Here is a 17,386-nt window from a genome sequence, read left to right on the forward strand (position 1 = left end):
CCCCGACATGCCCGGGTTCCGCGCCGGCGGTGCCTAGCGTTCTCGCCGTGATGGGGGGAACACGCAGACAGGTGCTGCTCGCGTTCGGCGCGCTCGTGGTCGGCGGCGGCCTCGCGGGCTGCTCGGCGCCGTCCGGCGCGCGCGCCGGCGGCAGCGCTCCCGTGGCCGCGGCCAGCGAGGGACCGGCCGTGCGCACCGCCTCCCCCGCCACCGTCTCCGTGCGCGGCGGCACGCAGGTGGAGGTGCGCGGCTCGGGCCTGGCGGAGGTGACCGCCGTGCGCATCGACGACGTCGACGTGCCGGTGTCCTCGGCGAGCGCCGACCGCGTCGTGTTCACCGCGCCCGGCAGCCCGGACTTCGTGGACCGGTCGGTGGCCGCGTCGCTGCGCGCCGGCGCCACCGCGGTCGGCACCGCCACCCTCCGCTTCGGCGCCGTCGACGGGACCGACCGCCAGCTGCAGTACCTGCTGCGGTACTGGAAGGACTACAACCCCGACTACCAGCCGCTCGGCTCCACCGACTGCGTCGACTTCACCAGCCAGTCGCTGCTCGAGCGCGGCTGGGAGCAGCAGGGCCTGTGGACGCATGCGGACTCGGTCGCGCAGTCGGGCGGCGCCTGGATCAGCTCGACGATGTTCCGCGACTTCATGCACGCCCACCCCGAGCTCGGCACCGCGCTGACGGACGACGAGCGGGCGGAGGTGAAGCTGGGCGACGTCGTGCAGTTCGACTGGGACGGCACCGGCGACCGCGACCACACCGGCGTCGTCACCCGCATCACGACGGAGGGCGGCCGCACCCGGATCGGCTTCGCCGGGCACACCACCGACTCCGACTACCGCGACGTCGACGACGCCATCACGAAGGACCACCCGGGCGGCCGCGCGTTCTACTGGTCGCTCGCCTGACCCGAGCCTCCTCGTGAGGCGCCCCCGAACTGGCAGGGTGGTGCCGTGGCGGCACAGGACCCGGACGCGCACCCCGTCGAGGGGCTCCTCGTCGTGGTCGGCGCCGCGCTCGGCCCGGGTCGCTGGTTCGCCGACCACCTGGCCGACGGGGTCCGCCCGGCCGTGCTCGTCGACACCGCCTCCGCGGCCGGCGCGCTGCGCGACCGGGACGACGACACCACGCTCGTCGCCGTGCTGGCGGCCGACGGGACGCTGACCCGCACGGCCGACGGCTCCTCGATCGCCCAGGGACCGGCCGCGACCGTCGTCGTCGCGGTCCCGGTGGCCGCCCTGCCCGAGGTGCTGCCGTCCCTCGCCCGGCACATCGGCTCCGCCACCGAGGTGGTGCTGGTCACGAGCACGATGGCGGCGACGCTCGAGGTCGCACGGCCCCTCCTCCCCTCCGGCGCGCTGTGGGGCGTGCACCTGCTGTTCGACCCGAACCTCACCGCGATCGACGGCCAGAGCGTCTACGTCGCGGGGGACGCGGAGGCGCCGGGCTGGCTCGACGACGTGGTCGCGGGCAGCGGCGGCGTGCTGCGCAGCGGCACCGCGGCCGAGCACGACGCGGCGATGGCGAGCGTGCAGGCGACCACGCACCGCGCGCTCGTCGCGTTCGCCGACGCGGTGACCCGCAGCGACGTGGACCTCGAGGCGCTCTGGGCGCTGCGCACGCCGCTCTTCGACAGCCTCTTCGGCCTCACCGCCCGCGCGCTCGACCCGCGGCAGCAGGCGCAGGTCGCGTCGGTGCAGAGCGCGAGCGGCAAGGAGGCGGGCGAGCGCCTGGCCGCGTCGCTGCGGGAGCTCGACGGGCAGGACTTCGAGGCCGCGATCGTACGGGTGCGCGACCGCATCACGGGGGCGCTCTTCGAGGAGCTGCAGACCTCCGCGGCAGCAGGGATCCGAGCGGCGCAGTCGCGGCGGCGCGACATCTCGCGGCGGCGGCGGGACGGGGCCCTCGTCGGCCTGCGCCGCACCGGCACGTCCGGCCCGGTGCGCGTCGGCCGCATCGTCGACGTCACGCCGACGCGGGTGGAGCTCGCGGTGCTGCTCGTCGGCCCGACCGGCCGCGGCGCCCTGCTCGACGGCCCGGGACTCGACAACGCGCAACGGCTCGGCGTCTCGATGACGGTGCGGCGGCAGTCGTTCGGGCTGGGCCACATCGAGCTGGTGCCGGACTCGGAGCTCGCCGCGGTGCTCGACGAGCAGCTCGCGTTCCTCGGCCGGGACGTGCGCTTCCTGGTGCCGGAGTCGGTGGCGGGCAGCGGTGTCGCGCGCGTGGTCGCGCAGTTCGACGGCCTGCGCGACGTGCGGCTCGTCGACGAGGTGGTCCGCACCGGGCAGCGGTCCGTCGTCGTGCACGTCGGCATCCGGGCCGACCGGGACGTGGAGGCGACCGTCGAGGCGGTGCGCCGCGAGGTCGAGGCCGCCTACGCGTGGCCCGTCGGCATCGCGCGGACCCTCGCGAACGACGTCTTCGACGTCGCCTACCTCGGCCCCTCCGGCACCTTCTCGGAGGCGGCCGCGCGGCAGTGCGCGACCAGCGTCGGCGTCGCGGCGGGGAACCTGCTCGCCTGCGCGACCTTCCCCGACGTGCTGGCCGCCGTGCGCCCCGGCACGATCGCGGTCCTGCCGATCTCGAGCAGCGCCTCCGGGCTCGTCTCCCGCTCGGTGCAGGCGCTGCTCGCGCACGACGCGCCCCTCATCGCGAGCGGCGTCGTCGACGTCGCCGTGCGGTTCGACGCCTACACGACGGCGTCGCGCCCCCTCGAGTCGTACCGCGGCGCCCCCGTGTACAGCCACCCGCAGGGGCTCGCGCAGTGCACGCGCTTCATCGCGCGGTGGGGGCTCGAGCCGATCCCGACGGACTCCACGGCGGCGGCGCTCGAGCAGGCGCTCGCCTCCGATGCGCCCGCAGTGGCCCTCGGCGGCGCCGGGCTCGCGATCGGTGACCTGCAGGTCATCGAGCGGGAGGTGGACGACCTGTCCGGCTCCATCACCCGCTTCATCGTCGTCGGCGCACCGGGCGAGTTCACGCCGCAGCGGGACGGCTCCGACCCGACCGTGCGGTCCGTGCGCATCGGCGCCGACGCGGCCGACGCGCTGCCGCTGCTCGGCGGGGGCGGTGCGGCGTTCGCGGAGCTGCTCACGGACGACGCGGGCCGCTTCCTCCTGATCTCCAGCGCCTCCGGCGACGACCCCGCGCCGGAGGGGGTGCGCCTGCTCGGCACCCTGCCCTGGTCACCGCGCACGCCCGTGGTGCGCGTCGCCGCCGACTGACCCTCCGGTTCCTTTCCGGCGCGGTTGCGCCAGGATGTGCCCATGACCTCACGTGCAGGGACGCCGGCGCAGTCGTCCGATCTGATCGATGTCGAGCAGCTCGTCCACCTGTACTGGACCGGCCACCCCGACGTCGCCGACCCGGAGCAGAAGGTCGTGTTCGGCACCTCCGGGCACCGCGGCAGCTCGCTGAACACCGCGTTCAACGACGACCACATCGCCGCGATCACGCAGGCGATCGTCGAGTACCGCGCGGAGCAGGGCACCACCGGCCCGCTGTTCATCGGCGCGGACACGCACGCGCTGTCCGCGCCCGCGCAGACGACGGCGCTCGAGGTGCTCGTCGCGAACGGCGTGCGCGTGCTCGTCGACGAGTTCGACGGCTACACCCCGACGCCCGCCGTGAGCCACGCGATCATCCGCTACAACCGCACCGCCGCGGAGGACGACCAGGCGGACGGCATCGTCGTCACGCCCTCGCACAACCCGCCCTCCGACGGCGGCTTCAAGTACAACCCGCCCCACGGCGGCCCGGCCGACTCCGACGCGACGAACCGGATCGCGGACCGCGCGAACGAGATCATCGCGGGCGGCCTGAAGGACGTGCGTCGCGCCGAGCCCAGCGCCGTCGAGACGTACGACTTCCGCACGCACTACGTCGACGACCTCGCGTCGATCATCGACATGCAGGCGATCAAGGACTCCGGCATCCGCATCGGCGCGGACCCGCTGGGCGGCGCCTCCGTCAGCTACTGGCAGGCGATCGCGGACGCGTACGGGCTCGACCTGACGGTCGTGAACCCGGAGGTGGACCCGGCGTGGGGGTTCATGACCCTGGACTGGGACGAGAAGATCCGCATGGACCCCTCCTCCCCCTCCGCGATGGCCTCCGTCGTCGCCCGGGCGGGCGACTACGACCTGCTGACCGGCAACGACGCGGACGCCGACCGGCACGGCATCGTCACGCCCGACGCCGGGCTGATGAACCCGAACCACTACTTGGCCGTCGCGATCCAGTACCTGTTCACGCACCGGCCGCAGTGGTCGGAGTCGGCGAAGGTCGGCAAGACGCTGGTGTCGTCGTCGATGATCGACCGCGTCGCGGAGTCGATCGGGCGCGAGCTCGTCGAGGTGCCGGTCGGCTTCAAGTGGTTCGTGCGTGGCCTGATCGACGGCTCGGTCGCGTTCGGCGGCGAGGAGAGCGCGGGCGCGAGCTTCCTCCGCTTCGACGGCACCGCATGGACCACCGACAAGGACGGCATCCTGCTGGCGCTGCTCGCCTCCGAGATCCGCGCGGTGACCGGGAAGTCGCCGAGCGAGCTCTACCGCGAGCTGACCGAGCGCTTCGGCGACCCCGCCTACGCCCGTGTCGACGCCCCGGCCTCGAAGGCGCAGAAGGCGGCGCTCGGCAGGCTCGACGGCGACGCGGTGTCGGCGACCGAGCTGGCGGGCGAGGCGATCACGGCGAAGCTGTCGAAGGCGCCCGGCAACGGCGCGGCGATCGGCGGCGTGAAGGTGGTCTCGGAGTCCGCGTGGTTCGCGGCCCGCCCCTCCGGCACCGAGGACGTCTACAAGATCTACGCGGAGTCCTTCAAGGGCGCCGACCACCTGGCCGAGGTCCAGGCGGAGGCGAAGCGCATCGTCGACACCGCCCTCGGCTCCTAGACCGCGGTTCCGCAGTTCTTCGACGACACGCCGCCCGCGGACTCTCCGCGTCCGGCGTGTCGATCGAGAACTGCGGATCGACGAAGGAAGTGCGGATCCGCGAAGCCCCCCGCATCAGGGGTGCGGGAGGAAGGTGACCGCCAGGCCCAGCGCTGCGGCGAGCGTCGCCACGAGGGCGAGGGCCAGCAGGAGGGCGCCGCCCGGCATCGCGGAGGCGGGGGCGCGGCCCCGGAAGACCGCCTCCACCGCCCGGTGCCGACGGCCCGCGACGACCCACAGCACCGCGACCGCCGCGAGGCCGCCGACGGCGAGCACGATCGTCCGCCCCCCGAGCACCGGCGGCAGCACCCGCACGGCGACCAGCGCACCGACCGCCAGGGCGAGCAGGGTGCGGCGCCAGGCGAGCACGGTCCGCTCGGGCTGCAGCCCCGGGTCGCGCGGTGCGCTCACCGCAGCAGCACGCCGAGCACGACGAGCACGGCCACGACGAGCAGCCCGATCGCCAGCGGCAGCGTCAGCAGGGAGGCGGGCAGCGGGCGCCCGAGCCGCAGGGCGCGCTCCGTGGCCGCCCAGCTCCACCACGACAGCAGCGGCACCGCGAGGCCGAGCGCCAGCAGCACGATCGAGGCGGCGCCCCGGACCCAGACGGGCAGCGGCAGGGCGACCGCGTCGATCGCGACGCCGCCGGCGATCAGCGCGAGAGAGGTGCGGATCCAGGCGAGGAAGGTCCGCTCGTTCGCCAGCGTGAAGCGCGGATCCGGCTCGTCGCCGACGCCGTGGACCGACCTCGGGAACCGCTCCTGCACGGCCCGAGCCTGCCACGCCCGATCAGTAGTCGGGCGAGTCCGGCAGGTCGAAGAACTGCTCGAGCGTCTTCACGCCCGTCGCGTGCATCTCCTTCGCCGCGGACTTCCCGATGTACCGGAAGTGCCACGGCTCGGTCTGGATCCCCGTGACCGCCGTGTCGCCCAGCGGGTAGCGCAGGATCCAGCCGTACCGCCACGAGTTCGCGAGCAGCCACTTCGCGGCCGGGTGCGACTCGAAGCACACCTGCAGATCGCAGGAGGAGCCGTCGCCGAGGTCGTCGGCGAGACCGGTCTGGTGCTCGCTGTACCCCGGCCTGGCCGTCAGCTGCAGCGTCTTCGCGCGCCCGAGCGTCGCCAGGTTGCGGTCGAAGATCGACGACTGGGTCGCGTACGACCGGTAGGCGGACAGCGACACGAGCCTGATGCCGTCCTGCTCCGCCCCGGCGAACATGCGGACCAGCGCGTCGGCGGCGACCTTCCGCAGCTGCGGCACGTTCGTGTGCGGCACCGCGGGCGTCACGAGGTCGGGCGGCACCCAGCTCTTCGGCTGCAGCGGCCGCTGCTTGTCGACGACGACCCAGATGCTGCTCGGGTCGTCGAGCGAGTGCTTCGACCGGTCGAACGCGGCAGTGGTCGGCGCCGGCGCCGGCGACGTCGCGGAGGGGGTCGCCGAGGCGACGGGCGGCGCCGACGAGCGCACCGGATCGTCGCTGCCGGCCGCCGTGGATGCGCTCTGCGAGGAGGGGGTCCCGGTGGCCGTGCATCCGGCGAGGGCCAGCACGATCCCGAGCGCGGCGCATCCGCGGACGATCCTCTGCGACACGGCCGGAGCCTATCCAGATCGACGTGCGCACCATTCGCGGCTGCGTGCGGCGTTCAGGCTCGTGGCACGACCATCACCGGAACACGAGCGACCTTGAGCAGCCGGGCGGACACCCCGCCGAGCAGCACGCGGCGGGCGGGACCGTATCCGCGGGATCCGCAGACGAGCAGGTCCGCGTCCTCCGGCTGCACCTGCCCGAGCGCGTCGACGACCGGACCGTCGAGCAGCCGCACCCGTTCGCCGTCCCGGGCCACGGCCTCGAGCGCGGCGAGGTAGTCGCGTCGCTGCTCCTCCGCGAACCGGCGGGGCTCCCCGAGGCTCGGACGCACGAGGGTGTCGGGCAGCACGGTCACGAGGTCGATCGCAGCACCCGTCTCCGCTGCATGGGCGCGGGCGGCGGTGAGCGCCGCGCGACCGTCCGGGGTGTCGATGTAGGCCACGGCGATGCGCCCGACGGGCGGCTGCGGCGACTCCTCGTAGTCCCACGGCACGATCACGACCGGACCGGGCGCGCCGGTCAGGAGGCGGTCGGCGGTGCTGCCGGGCGACGTGCGGCGGATGCCCCTCGTGTTCCGCGAGCCGACCACGGCGACCGCGCCCGGTCCGGCCGCCTCCATCGCCTCGTGCAGCCCGCGCGGCGCGGAGTCCGCGGCCAGCGTGCGGAACTCGGCGTCCGTGCCGGCGAGCGCGGTGCGGGCCTCGTCGAGCACCGCCTCCGCCTCCTCCCGGTTGTGCGCGACCCACTCGACGTCCATGCGGCCGGCGCCGAGCGGTGCCGCGCCCGGGTAGACGGTGACCACGTGGATCGGGCGACCGGAGGCGCCGCGCCAGCGGGAGGCGAAGGTCAGCACGTCGGGGCCGGCCGCGCCCTTGTACGCCGCGATCAGCGGCGCGGACCGCTCGGTCATGCGCCCTCCACCGGAGGCAGGTCGGTCTTCTCGCCGGTGCGGAGGCGGGAGTGCGAGCGGGAGTAGGCGAAGTAGATGATCAGCCCGACGACGAGCCAGACGACGAACCGCAGCTTGGTCTCGATCGGCAGCTGCACGATCAGGTAGCCGCAGAGCAGCACCCCGATGATCGGGATCACCGGCACCAGCGGCACCTTGAAGGGCCGCTCGAGGTCGGGCCGGGTGCGGCGCAGCACGATCACGCCGATGTTCACGAGGATGAATGCGAACAGGGTGCCGATGTTCGTCAGCTCGACGATGACGTTCAGCGGCACGAGCGCCGCCAGGATCGCGATCAGGATGCCGAAGCCGATCGTGATGCGCGCCGGGGTGCCGAAAGTCGGAGGCCAAGCGGTCTTAGGAAGACAAGGTTCCACACCAACTCCTTGGCTCACAGAACGACATGGCTACGATCCGACTTGGATGCCGAAGCCGATCGTGATGCGCGCCGGGGTGCCGAAGCGCGGGCTCACCTTCGCGAGGCGCCGGGGCAGCAGCCCGTCGCGGCACATGGCGAAGAAGATGCGGGTCTGCCCGTACATGATCACGAGCACGACGCTCGTGATCGCGATGAGCGCGCCGAGCGACAGGACCGCGCCCGCCCACGGGATGCCCGCGCCCTCGCGGAGCGCCGTCGACAGCGGGGCGTCGCTGCCCGACAGCTGCTTGGTGCTCGCGATGCCCACCGCCGTGAAGGAGACGAGCACGTAGAGCAGGGTCGAGATCAGCAGCGACCCGATGATCGCGATCGGCAGGTCGCGCGCCGGCCGCTTCGTCTCCTCCGAGGCCGTCGTGACGGCGTCGAAGCCGATGTAGGCGAAGAAGATCGTGCTCGCCGCCGCGGCGATGCCGGGGATGCCCTTCGGCGCGAACGGCTCGAAGTGGCTGCCGTTGAAGGCCGTGAAGGCGACGACGATGAAGAACAGCAGGATGACGATCTTCACGCCGACCATGACGGCGTTGATGCGGGCGCTCTCCCGGGTGCCGATCGTCAGCAGCACGGTGATGCCGAGCACCACGACGACGGCCGGGATGTTGACGACGCCGCCGTCGGAGGGGGACTTCGAGATCGCGTCGGGCAGGGCGACGCCGAAGGCCGCCTGCAGGAACTCGTTGATGTTCCCGCCCCAGCCGACCGCGACGGCGGCGACCGAGACCCCGTACTCGAGGATCAGGTCCCAGCCGATGATGAACGCGACCAGCTCGCCGAGGGTGGCGTAGGAGAACGTGTAGGCGCTGCCCGACACGGGCACCGCCGCGGCGAGCTCGGCGTAGGAGAGCGCGGAGAACGCGCACGTCACGCCGGCGAGGACGAAGGCCAGGATCACGCCCGGGCCGGCGAGCCCGGCGCCCTGGCCGATCACGACGAAGATGCCCGTGCCGATGATCGCGCCCACGCCGAGCGCGGTGAGCGCGACGGGGCCGATCGTCTTCTTGAGCTGCTCGCCCTCGGTCCCCGTGTCCTTGACGAGGTCGGCGATGCTCCTCGTGACGAACAGGTCTCGAACGGCCACGGCGGACCCCTTCCGCCCGACCGGTGCCGGGTCGCGCCCAGACTGGCGCGACACGGCTCGGCGGCGGAACGGTCTGTCGGCGTTCTCCTAGCTTCCCGAAACCTGCCCGTCGACGATCAGCGGCCGAGGGGCCGCCCGGCCATCGCCTCGAGGCGCGCGATGCGCTGCGCCATCGGCGGGTGGGTCGAGAACAGCTGCCCGACGTCCTGGGCCCGGAACGGGTTCGCGATCATCAGGTGGCTGGCCGACTGCAGCTGCGGCTCGGGCGCGAGCGGCCGCACCTGCGTGCCCCGCTCGAGCTTGCGCAGCGCCGACGCGAGGGCGAGGGGGTCGCCGGTGAGCGTCGCGCCGTCCTCGTCCGCGTCGTACTCGCGGGTGCGGCTGATCGCCATCTGCACGATGCCGGAGGCGAGCGGGCCGAGGAAGAGCATCAGCATCGCGCCGATCGGGCTGCCGCCGCGATCGCGGTCGTTCCCGCCGCCGAAGAACATCGCCGCGTAGGCGAGGTAGGTGATCACCGAGCTCATGGCCGCGGCGATCGAGCCGGTGAGCATGTCGCGGTTGTAGACGTGCATCAGCTCATGGCCGAGCACGCCGCGCAGCTCGCGCTCGTCGAGGATCTGCAGGATCCCCTCCGTCGCGCAGACCGCCGCGTGCTGCGGGTTCCGGCCGGTGGCGAAGGCGTTCGGCGCCATGGTCGGCGAGACGTAGAGGCGCGGCATGGGCTGGTTGGCGCGCGCCGACAGCTCGCGCACGATCCGGTGCATCTCGGGCTGCTCCGCCTCCGTGACCGGCCGCGCGCGCATCGCGCGGATGCCGACGGTGTCGCTGAACCAGTACGACCCGAGGTTCACCGCGAGCGCGATGACGAGACCGATGGTCAGCGCGGTGAGGCTGCGGCCGAACAGGAAGAAGCTCGCGAGCAGGACGACCGCGCCGAGCAGTCCGAAGAGCAGAGCGGTCTTCAGGCCGTTGTAGTGGCGGTGCATTCGTCCCTTCCGTCCCACGTCGCACCTGCGACGCACATGACCGTCAACCCGATCCTGCCGGGTCGTCTTCCCCCGTCCGGTCCGCACGGCCTTGGAGCCGCTTAAGAGATGTGCCGGCGCCCTCGTGGGATCGCGGTGCACGGGATCCCGAGCCGCCGACCCGTCCTTCCGGCCGTCGTCTTCGAACCCTGAGTGGCGGCTGCACGGAAGATCACCCGTCCTGGGGGCTCCTGTACTGGGGTCTGCCCCCGGTTCCCCGGGGGACATACCGTTCGGTTCGCCCCCACCCAGGCCCGAAAGAGGAATCCCATGACCAGCCCCATCGCCGGCAAGCGACTGCGGTTCACGCCACTGGCGCTGACCACCGTGCTCCTGTCGGCAGGCCTGCTGTCGATGTCGGTGACCGGCACGCTGTCGGGCTTCGCCGCGTCGATCACCAACAGCGTGAACAGCGCATCGACGGGATCCCTCACGATGCAGGAGACCGGACCGGGCTCGACCGGTGCGACCGTGACCTGCAACTCGACCGACGGCGGCTCGGTGGCGACGAACACCGCGACCTGCGCGACGATCAACAAGTTCGGCGGCTCCCAGTCCATGGTGCCGGGGCAGACCGTGACGACGACGGTCGTCCTCAAGAACACCGGCACCGTGCGTGCGACCGCCTTCTCCCTGACGCCCGGCACGACGTGCACCCAGACGGGTTCGGTGTCCGGCAGCGCCAACGACCTGTGCGGCAAGCTGAACCTGACGATCACGCAGAACGGCGCGAGCAGCCCCGCGCTGTTCAGCGGCACCCTGGCCTCCTTCGCGGCGAGCACGGCCCCGTACGCGCTCACACCCCTCGCCTCGGGCGCCTCGTCGACCTACGTCTTCACCGTCACGCTCGACTCGTCGGCGACCACCGCGTACCAGGGCCTCACCGCCTCGATGCCGATGACATGGACGTTCACGAGCTGACGCTCACCCCCGTCGCGACCACGTGGTCGCTCCGCGGCACGCCGGACCTCCCCCTCCCGGCCCCGTGGTGGACGGAGGGGGAGGAGGAACTCGCTGCCGCGACCGCGGCGGAGGTCGCCGCGGCGACCGCACCCCGGCCGCACGGCGTGCTGCGCCTCGTGATCGGGCTCGCCTCGGCGACGGCGATCCTGCTGGTCGCCGGCGCGGTCGTCGCGCTCGGCGGCGGCATGCGCTGGTTCGTCGTGGAGACGCCGTCGATGGGCACCGCCGCTCCGGTCGGCGCCCTGGTGATCACGGCGCCCGACGCGAAGCCCACGCCGGGGACGGTGATCGCCTTCACCCCGCCGGGGACGCCGCGCGTCTACACGCATCGCGTGCTCGCCGTCGGACCCGACGGCGCCCTCCGGACGAAGGGGGACGTCAACGCCTCCCCCGATCCGTGGACGGTGGCGCCGACCGCGGTGCTCGGGCACGCGGTCGCGATCCTGCCCGGCGCCGGCTACCTCGTCCGAGGCCTTCCGGGGCTCATCGCCGGCGGGATGCTGGTCTGGGCCGGGACGCTGCTCATCCGCCGCCGAGACCAGCGCGCCGCCGCCCGCGTGATCGGCGTGCACCTCGTCGCGACGGTGGTCGTGCTGTGGCTGCACCCGTTCGTCCGGGTCGTCCTGCTCGCCACCGAGACCGCGGCCGACGGCGTGCGGGCGTCCATGGTGTCGACCGGGCTGCTGCCCGTGCGGCTGGTCGACTCCGCCGGCACGGTGCTCGCGCGGCTCTCGACCGGTCACCCGGAGGTGGTGTCCCTGCCCGCGACGGCGAGCGCGCGCGGGCACGTGCTCGCCGTGCCCGACCTCGGGCCGGTGGCCCAGTGCGCGGTGATCGCCGTCGCGCTGCTGCCCGCGCTCATCGTGTTCCTGGTCGGCCTCCCGCGCCGTGACGAGGCGACCGCATGAGGCGGCTCGGGGTCGCCGCGGGCGCGGCCGCGCTGCTCGCACTGGCGGGCATCGGTCTCACGACGCCGGGCGCATTCGGCGGCTACTCGGCCGTCATCCGCAACAGCACGGACACCGCGGGCACCGCGACGTACTTCCTGTGCTCCGCCGCGCTCGGAGCGGACTCGGCGAACGCCCTGTTCCAGTGGCCGCTCGCCGACGCGTCCGGCTCGACCTCGGCCGCTGACATCAGCGGGCAGAGCCATCCGGGCACCTACTCGGGCACCATGACGGCCTCGACCCCGACCCCGATCGCCTGCCCCCGCGACCCCGGCACGGCCTGGTCGCTGGACGGCTCGGCGCAGACCGCGCTGTACCCGACGCAGCAGACGAACCCCACGACGTTCAGCGTCGAGATCTGGTTCCGGACCACCGTGGCGGGCGGGAAGCTGATCGGGTTCGGCACGACCACGGGGCAGTCCGCGCAGTACGACCGCCACCTGTACATCGACAAGAACGGCGCCGTCGTCTTCGGCGTCTACTCCGGCGCCATCAAGACCTTGAGGACCGCCGGCACCAACTACGCGGACGGCCGCTGGCACTCCGCAGTGGGCACGCTCTCGGCTGCGGGCCTCGCGCTCTACGTCGACGGCCGCTCGATCGCGACCGACCCGAACACGACGACCGCCGAGAACGCGAGCGGGTACTGGAAGGTCGGGTACGACACCCTCGCGGGATCGTGGCCGAACGTCGCCACCGCCTACTTCACCGGCAGCCTCCGGTACGCCGCCGTGTACACGACCGCGCTGACGCCCGCGCAGGTCAAGGCGCACGACGCCGCCGGGCGCTGAGGTTCAGGGCACCCGCTCGAGCCACTCCTTCGTCGAGAACTTCGTGCGGACGAGCTCCTCCGCCTCCGCCAGCTCGGCCTCGGTGAGGTCGCCGCGCGTCGCGCCGGTCAGGCGCACGAACGTGTCCTCCATGCGCTCGATGATGGCCGCGCGCGAGAGCCCGCTCTGCTTTCGGAGGGGGTCGACGCGCTTCGCGGCGGAGACCGTGCCCTTGTCGCTCATCTTCTCGCGGCCGATGCGCAGCACCTGCACCATCTTCTCGCCGTCCATGTCGTAGGACATGGTCACGTGGTGGAGCACCGCTCCCCCGCCGAGCCGCTTCTGCGCGGCGCCGCCGATCTTGCCGGCCGGGCTGCTGATGTCGTTCAGCCCCTGGTACGTCGCGTCGATGCCGAGCGAGCGGAGGGCCTGCAGCACCCAGTCGTCGAGGTAGGCGTAGGACTCGGCGAAGGACATGCCGCGCACGAGGTCGCCCGGGGCGTAGAGCGAGTAGGTGACCACGCTGCCGGCCTCCATGAACATGGCGCCGCCGCCGGTGATCCGCCGCACGACGTCGACGCCGAACCGCGCCGCGTTGGCCGCGTCGACCTCGTTCTTCAGCGACTGGAAGCTGCCGATCACGACGGCGGGCTCGTCCCACTCCCAGATGCGCAGCGTCGGCCTCCGAGCGCCGGAGCCGACCTCCTCCAGCAGCACCTGGTCGAGGGCGAGGTGCACGGCGGGCTTCACCGCGACGGGGTGCAGCAGCTCCCACTCGAAGTCGCGCCAGTCCGCGGCGCGGCCGATCGCACGGCGCACCGCGGTCGCGACCGCCTCGGGGGTGAAGCCGAGCAGCACCGCGTCAGCGGGCAGCGCGGCGCGCACGGCGCCGGCCAGGTCCGCGGCGGAGGCGGTCGACGGCAGCCCGACGATCGAGCGGTCGATGGCCTCGAGCGCCTCGTCCGGCTCGAGGAAGAAGTCGCCGGCGAGCCGGAAGCGCGCGATGCGCTCGTCGGCGATCTCGAGGTCGACGACGACGAGCTTGCCGCCCGGGACCTTGTACTCCCCGTGCAGGGAGTCGACGGGTGCGGCCTCCCCGTGCAGGGAGTCGACGGATGCGGCCTCCCCGTGCGGGGCTTCGACGGCTTCGCTCATGCGTGCGCCTCCTTCAGGACGTGGGACTCGATCCAGGCGACGGTGTCGGCGACGACCTCGTCGCGGTTCGTCTCGTTGAACACCTCGTGCCTGGCGCCCTCGTAGACGCGGACCGTGACGTCGCGCAGGCCCGATCGGCGACGGTACGCGCTCGCGAGCCGCTCGACGCTGCGGCCGCCGCCGAGGGTGTCGTCGGACCCGACCTGCAGCAGCAGGGGCAGGTCGGCGGGCAGGCTGCGTGCCGGCCGGCCGAGCAGCCGGAGCGCGTCGCGGAGGCCGAGCAGCTTCGTCGTCTGCGCGGGGAACGTGAGCGGGTCCTCGACCCACGCGCGCGCCACCCCGGGGTCGCGGCTGAGCCACTCCGCGCCGGTGGTGCCGAGCGTGCGGTGGCGCCGGTTGAGGTCGCCGGCGTCCATGAACCCGGGGAAGCGGTAGGCCGTGCCGGTCAGCACCATGCCGTCGTAGGCGTCCGGTCGGTCGTTGAGCGCGATCTGCGCCATCAGGGACCCCCAGCTGTGGGCGACGAGCACGAGCGGCACGTCGGGGAAGCGCTCCCGGGTCAGATCGCGGAAGCGCCCGATGGCGGCGACGGTCGCCCGCAGCCCGCCCGGTCCGAGTCGGCCGAGCTTGGCCGGGTCGTTCCACTGCCGCATGCCGGTGGCGCCGTGCCCGCGGTGGTCGTCGGCGACGACCGTGAAGCCCGCGCGGTTGAGGTCCGCGGCGAGCGCCTCGTACCGACGGGCGTGCTCGCCGATGCCGTGCGACAGCTGGATCACCGCGCGCGGCGCCTCGACCGGCCACTCGACGGTCTCGATGACGACGCCCTCGTCGTCGATGAACGAACCCACGCGATGATTCTGGTGGCGCGGGCCGACGCCGTCCGCCATGCTCGCGCCATGGCGACTGCGCAGCTGCCGCTCCCGGTGCGGATCGCGGTGATCGCGCTCGCGGTGGTCGCGCTGCTGGTGGCCGCCGGGATCCTCGTCGTCGTGCGTTCCAGCGCCACTGCGCTGCAGGTCACCGGCGGGTTCCGGTCGAGCGCGCCTGCCACCGGCGGCGACCGAGCGAGCTGGGCGAACGTCGTGCTCACGAATCGATCGGGGTCCCCGATCACGCTGCACGCCGCCACAGCGCGCCGGTCCGCAGGCGCCGACGTGCTGGAGACGCGCGTCGTACCGCTGCGGGGGAGCTACTACCTGCAGGTGACCGAGCCGCTGCCGGGAAAGGTCCGCGACGAGCTCGTCGCATCGAGCCCCGTGGAGGGCTTCGTCCTCCCGCCGCACAGCGATCAGCGGTATCTGATCGGTGTCCGCTTCCGTCCGCACGTCCTCGGCCAGCGAGCCCTGCTCGATCGCATCGCCGTCACGTACAGCCAGTTCGGCCTCGATCAAGGTGCGGTGAGCGACGCGACCTACTGCGTGCGAGCAGCGGACGCGGAGGACTGCACCTAGGTCCGGCTCCCCGTCCCGTCGAGCAGGGAATGCCTGGTCCAAATCTGGACTGAGTGTCGGTGGCCCGTGCTCGAACACGGGCATGAACCGGAGCGCGGCAGCGGTCTTCGAGCAGGCGGCGGCGTACGCGTCGCTGTTCGGGTTCTTCAAGACCGCGCTCGACGCGAACACCTCGATCCGTCGCTTCGCGATCGTCGACTCCGACGCACTGCCCGACACGGTGGACGACGACCGGCGACCGCTCAACCCGACGTCGTGTCGACGGGGTCGGGCTCGTGGCGAAGCGGGCGCTGAAGAGCGACGACGGCCAGCAGGCGGGCACCGCCGTGACCCTGCTGGTGACGATGACCGAGGAAGCCCTCAAGACCGGGCTCGGTGTCGCGTCGCTGCCGGGCTGCACGGACACGATCGCCGCCTCCACCGCCCGCATGCTCGCCGCCGAGGCGGAGGTCGTCCCGGTCGTGCTCGGCGGGAAGTCGCAGCCCCTGGACCTCGGCACGAGCCGCCGGTTCTTCACCGAGGTGCAGCGGCGGGCGACGGCCGTTCGGGCCGGCGGCTGCGAAGGGCCGAGCTGCGACGCCCCGCTCGCGTGGTGCGACGCGGCGCACCTCAAGCCCGCGGGGTGGGGTCCCACCGCCGTCGACAACGGGCTGCTCCTGTGCTGGCGCTGCCACCTGCTTCTCGACGAGCACGGGTGGCAGGAGGGACGAGCGGTGGTGGTGGACCCCGCCGCCCTGGGTCGACACCACCGGGCGCGAGCGGCCCGGCGGGCGCGTCCCGCCCCTCGGCACCGCGGCCTGACGGCACGAATACACAGTCCAGACTGCCTACACTGGCAGCGATGAGTGCGATCACGGGAACGGGCATGTTCCGCTCCCTGCGGGTGCACGACTACCGCCTGTGGGCGTCCGGCGCGATCGTGTCGAACGTCGGCACGTGGATGCAGCGGACGACGCAGGACTGGATCGTCCTCACCCGCCTCACGCAGCACGACGCCCTCGCCGTCGGCATCACCACGGCGCTGCAGTTCGGGCCGCAGCTCTTCCTCTCCCCCGTCACCGGACTGGTCGCCGACCGCGTGCCCAAGCGCCTGCTGCTCTCGATCACGCAGGCGGTCATGGGCGTCCTCGGCCTCGCGCTCGGGGTGCTCGTCCTCACCGGCACCGACACGCTCGTCGAGGTCTACGGATTCGCCCTGCTGCTCGGCATCACGGCCGCCTTCGACGCACCGGCCCGGCAGAGCTTCGTCTCCGACCTCGTCGGGCCCGACGACGTGTCGAACGCGGTCGCGCTGAACTCCGCGTCGTTCAACCTCGCACGGCTGCTCGGCCCAGCGGTCGCGGGCCTGCTCACGGAGGCGGTCGGCCCCGGCTGGGTCTTCGTGCTCAACGCCGCGAGCTTCGCCGCCGTGCTCACCTCCCTGCGGTTCATCCACGCGCCCGGCGTCGACGTCGGCGGCCGCCCGAGCCGCTCGTTCAAGGACATCGGTGAGGGCTTCACCGCCGTCGCGAGCCGCCGGGACCTGCTGATCGTGTTCGTCCTCGTGGCGCTGATGGGCACGTTCGGCCTCAACTTCGCCATCTACGCCTCGACCATGGCGGTGCTGTTCGGCCAGGGCGCGACCGGGTACGGCCTGCTCTCCTCCGCCCTCGCGGTCGGCGCCGTCACAGGCGCCCTGCTGTCCGCGCGGCGACCGGCGCCGCGGTTCTCGCTGCTCGTGCTCGCCGGCGCGCTGTTCGGCATCGGACTGCTGCTCGGGTCGGCGGCGCCCTCCTACCTCGCGCTCGCGATCGTGCTGCCGCTCGTCGGCGTCGCGGCGCAGACCTTCATGACCACCGCGAACGGGCTCGTGCAGATGGGCGTGGGCCGCGAGGTGCGCGGGCGCGTGATGGCGCTCTACATGGCGACGGTCATGGGCGGCACCGTCGTCGGCGGCCCGGCCGTCGGCTGGGTCGCGAACGCCTTCGGCCCGCGCCAGGGACTGCTGATCGGCGCCGTCGCCGGGGTGCTCACCGCGATCGTCGGCGCCGTGTACGTCCGGCGCCACGCGGGCGCTGCGGAGCCGGTGCTGCACACCGACTGACGAGCGG

The 17,386-nt window shown here is 73.1% G+C and carries 16 protein-coding genes and 1 pseudogene; 10 read left to right on the top strand and 7 right to left on the bottom strand.

All coding sequences use genetic code 11. The annotated features are described in order from the left end of the window. Positions 1 to 50: 50 nt before the first annotated feature. From ABEA53_RS09555 to pgm, 3 genes are read left to right on the top strand one after another with little or no spacing between them, the layout of a single operon-like run. Positions 51 to 908, top strand: coding sequence for an amidase domain-containing protein (locus ABEA53_RS09555; protein ID WP_345481469.1), 858 nt, complete (start codon positions 51 to 53; stop codon positions 906 to 908). 45 nt (positions 909 to 953) lie between these two features. Next, positions 954 to 3,227 carry a prephenate dehydratase domain-containing protein gene (locus tag ABEA53_RS09560; protein ID WP_345480908.1) on the top strand — a complete coding sequence of 758 codons (2,274 nt, stop codon included), beginning with the start codon at positions 954 to 956 and terminating at the stop codon, positions 3,225 to 3,227. A 42-nt stretch (positions 3,228 to 3,269) separates the two neighbouring features. Beyond that, on the top strand, positions 3,270 to 4,892 hold the full coding sequence (gene pgm, locus ABEA53_RS09565) for a phosphoglucomutase (alpha-D-glucose-1,6-bisphosphate-dependent) (protein ID WP_345480909.1): 1,623 nt from the start codon (positions 3,270 to 3,272) through the stop codon (positions 4,890 to 4,892). A gap of 114 nt (positions 4,893 to 5,006) precedes the next feature. On the opposite strand, the gene ABEA53_RS09570 is transcribed toward pgm, so the two are convergent. The 5 genes from ABEA53_RS09570 to htpX all read right to left on the bottom strand — a co-directional run bounded on the left by ABEA53_RS09570 (position 5,007) and on the right by htpX (position 9,971). Further along, a complete protein-coding gene (locus tag ABEA53_RS09570; RefSeq protein ID WP_345480910.1) occupies positions 5,007 to 5,342 on the bottom strand; it encodes a DUF202 domain-containing protein in 336 nt (111 codons plus the stop codon). After that, on the bottom strand, positions 5,339 to 5,698 hold the full coding sequence (locus tag ABEA53_RS09575) for a YidH family protein (protein WP_345480911.1): 360 nt from the start codon (positions 5,696 to 5,698) through the stop codon (positions 5,339 to 5,341). The genes ABEA53_RS09570 and ABEA53_RS09575 overlap by 4 nt, the downstream gene beginning before the upstream one ends. 22 nt (positions 5,699 to 5,720) lie before the next feature. Beyond that, complete coding sequence (locus ABEA53_RS09580; protein WP_345480912.1) at positions 5,721 to 6,521, bottom strand: M15 family metallopeptidase; 801 nt, start codon at positions 6,519 to 6,521, stop codon at positions 5,721 to 5,723. A gap of 53 nt (positions 6,522 to 6,574) precedes the next feature. Next, entirely contained in the window at positions 6,575 to 7,429 is an 855-nt protein-coding gene (locus ABEA53_RS09585; protein ID WP_345480913.1) for a universal stress protein, read from the bottom strand. Between the two features lie 1,669 nt (positions 7,430 to 9,098). Further along, positions 9,099 to 9,971, bottom strand: coding sequence for a zinc metalloprotease HtpX (htpX, locus tag ABEA53_RS09600; RefSeq protein WP_345480916.1), 873 nt, complete (start codon positions 9,969 to 9,971; stop codon positions 9,099 to 9,101). Between the two features lie 309 nt (positions 9,972 to 10,280). Between htpX and ABEA53_RS09605 the strand changes: the two genes are divergently transcribed. From ABEA53_RS09605 to ABEA53_RS09615, 3 genes are read left to right on the top strand one after another with little or no spacing between them, the layout of a single operon-like run. Beyond that, entirely contained in the window at positions 10,281 to 10,931 is a 651-nt protein-coding gene (locus tag ABEA53_RS09605; protein ID WP_345480917.1) for a hypothetical protein, read from the top strand. After that, positions 10,913 to 11,881, top strand: a complete 969-nt coding sequence (locus tag ABEA53_RS09610; RefSeq protein ID WP_345480918.1) for a S24/S26 family peptidase — start codon at positions 10,913 to 10,915, stop codon at positions 11,879 to 11,881. The genes ABEA53_RS09605 and ABEA53_RS09610 overlap by 19 nt, the downstream gene beginning before the upstream one ends. Then, positions 11,878 to 12,711 (top strand): LamG-like jellyroll fold domain-containing protein, encoded by an 834-nt coding sequence (locus ABEA53_RS09615; RefSeq protein WP_345480919.1) that lies wholly within the window; start codon positions 11,878 to 11,880, stop codon positions 12,709 to 12,711. The genes ABEA53_RS09610 and ABEA53_RS09615 overlap by 4 nt, the downstream gene beginning before the upstream one ends. A 3-nt stretch (positions 12,712 to 12,714) precedes the next feature. Here ABEA53_RS09615 and lplAB read toward each other — a convergent pair whose 3' ends face one another. Together lplAB and ABEA53_RS09625 are read right to left on the bottom strand one after the other, a co-directional pair. After that, a complete protein-coding gene (lplAB, locus tag ABEA53_RS09620; protein WP_345481470.1) occupies positions 12,715 to 13,764 on the bottom strand; it encodes a lipoate-protein ligase LplAB in 1,050 nt (349 codons plus the stop codon). A gap of 77 nt (positions 13,765 to 13,841) precedes the next feature. Next, positions 13,842 to 14,693 carry an alpha/beta fold hydrolase gene (locus ABEA53_RS09625; RefSeq protein WP_345480920.1) on the bottom strand — a complete coding sequence of 284 codons (852 nt, stop codon included), beginning with the start codon at positions 14,691 to 14,693 and terminating at the stop codon, positions 13,842 to 13,844. 48 nt (positions 14,694 to 14,741) lie between these two features. Between ABEA53_RS09625 and ABEA53_RS09630 the strand changes: the two genes are divergently transcribed. From ABEA53_RS09630 to ABEA53_RS09645, 4 genes and pseudogenes are all read left to right on the top strand, one after another. Then, a complete protein-coding gene (locus tag ABEA53_RS09630) occupies positions 14,742 to 15,296 on the top strand; it encodes a hypothetical protein (protein ID WP_345480921.1) in 555 nt (184 codons plus the stop codon). Positions 15,297 to 15,553: 257 nt separating this feature from the next. Continuing rightward, a pseudogene (locus tag ABEA53_RS09635) lies at positions 15,554 to 15,829 on the top strand (DUF222 domain-containing protein); the annotation flags it as partial. Continuing rightward, complete coding sequence (locus ABEA53_RS09640; RefSeq protein ID WP_345481471.1) at positions 15,818 to 16,141, top strand: HNH endonuclease signature motif containing protein; 324 nt, start codon at positions 15,818 to 15,820, stop codon at positions 16,139 to 16,141. The pseudogene ABEA53_RS09635 and the gene ABEA53_RS09640, both read left to right, overlap by 12 nt. Next, on the top strand, positions 16,138 to 17,379 hold the full coding sequence (locus tag ABEA53_RS09645; RefSeq protein ID WP_345480922.1) for an MFS transporter: 1,242 nt from the start codon (positions 16,138 to 16,140) through the stop codon (positions 17,377 to 17,379). The genes ABEA53_RS09640 and ABEA53_RS09645 overlap by 4 nt, the downstream gene beginning before the upstream one ends. Positions 17,380 to 17,386: the final 7 nt, after the last annotated feature.

The organism is Amnibacterium soli (assembly GCF_039544415.1).
Taxonomy (GTDB): Bacteria; Actinomycetota; Actinomycetes; order Actinomycetales; family Microbacteriaceae; genus Amnibacterium; species Amnibacterium soli.

Bases quoted from the DNA above. Each gene is read 5' to 3' on its own strand.
- ABEA53_RS09555 (WP_345481469.1), top strand. From the start codon at position 51: ATGGGGGGAACACGCAGACAGGTGCTGCTCGCGTTCGGCGCGCTCGTG.
- pgm (WP_345480909.1), top strand. From the start codon at position 3,270: ATGACCTCACGTGCAGGGACGCCGGCGCAGTCGTCCGATCTGATCGAT.
- ABEA53_RS09585 (WP_345480913.1), bottom strand. From the start codon at position 7,429: ATGACCGAGCGGTCCGCGCCGCTGATCGCGGCGTACAAGGGCGCGGCC.
- htpX (WP_345480916.1), bottom strand. From the start codon at position 9,971: ATGCACCGCCACTACAACGGCCTGAAGACCGCTCTGCTCTTCGGACTG.
- ABEA53_RS09605 (WP_345480917.1), top strand. From the start codon at position 10,281: ATGACCAGCCCCATCGCCGGCAAGCGACTGCGGTTCACGCCACTGGCG.
- ABEA53_RS09610 (WP_345480918.1), top strand. From the start codon at position 10,913: ATGGACGTTCACGAGCTGACGCTCACCCCCGTCGCGACCACGTGGTCG.
- ABEA53_RS09615 (WP_345480919.1), top strand. From the start codon at position 11,878: ATGAGGCGGCTCGGGGTCGCCGCGGGCGCGGCCGCGCTGCTCGCACTG.
- ABEA53_RS09630 (WP_345480921.1), top strand. From the start codon at position 14,742: ATGGCGACTGCGCAGCTGCCGCTCCCGGTGCGGATCGCGGTGATCGCG.
- ABEA53_RS09645 (WP_345480922.1), top strand. From the start codon at position 16,138: ATGAGTGCGATCACGGGAACGGGCATGTTCCGCTCCCTGCGGGTGCAC.